Raw genomic sequence first — 830 nt, 5'->3', positions numbered from 1 at the left:
ATCCACAGCAGCAGGAAGTTGGGTCGACGCAGGACGGCAGCAAAGTTTCCCAGGCCTGTCCCTGAGAAAGGGGAATCCACTTGGCTATCCTCTTTGGGATCCTGGGGAGGGGGCTCTGGCAAGGGATCCCCCGACGAACACTTCAGCGAGCCGGAGGGGGGACTTGCCGGCGGCTCAAGTGGGGGGGCCTCTGACTTCAGCACCTCAGTTGAAGGAAATGTGGAAGGAAGATCCCGAAGATGAGAAGTCCGGTGGCAGACCTCCACCTCCCCTTCCGGCCAGTCCCATCGTTGCTCCAAAGTCATGGTGCCCCCGTCCAGCATATCCCTCTCTCCCGCCTTGGCTTTCCCTGCCGCGCTCCAGCATTACCGCTGCTGGCTTGGGAGAGGTGCCCTAATCTTAAATCTTGACCTAGCCTGCAATCAAACTTGCCTCCCCTCCAGGGCAGCTTACCCCTGGCCGCCCAAGTTGTGCCTCCCCCCTGAGCAAGCCGCTAAGGCGATGGTGGGGAAAGGCTATCAGCTTTCTGACAACGATAGGGAGCGCAAGGGATCCGGGATCGACTCGCTGGGGGCTACAAAGCTGCCCTTTTCCACAAAAGTGAGGCGCAGCGCCAGCCAACGGATGAAATCCTCATTGGTCGAGACCACTGCCCCCAGCGGCTCCTTCAACTTGTTGCGTAGGAGCCTTAACTCTGGAGCTTCCATGAAAGCCGGCTGGGGCACCCAAAAGAAATCGATGAGGCGATGGTGCTCCTCATAGTGTCGGCGACGCTCCTCCAGCACTTCCTCCAGAGGTTCAGAGCGCAAAAAAGACAGACTGGCAACAAT

Annotated in this window: 1 protein-coding gene; it reads right to left on the bottom strand. The window is 59.0% G+C overall.

Annotation, left to right across the window (positions count from 1 at the left end; all coding sequences use genetic code 11):
* Window positions 1–518: 518 nt before the first annotated feature.
* The coding region (locus NW858_RS08120) for an MgPME-cyclase complex family protein (protein WP_414520257.1) at window positions 519–830 on the bottom strand (312 nt) is incomplete at its 5' end.

The sequence above is a fragment of the Synechococcus sp. H55.10 genome (assembly GCF_047502715.1).
Taxonomy (GTDB): Bacteria; Cyanobacteriota; Cyanobacteriia; order Thermostichales; family Thermostichaceae; genus Thermostichus.
The sequence above is the reverse complement of the archived record's forward strand: the minus strand, read 5'-3'. Positions and strand labels throughout refer to the sequence as shown.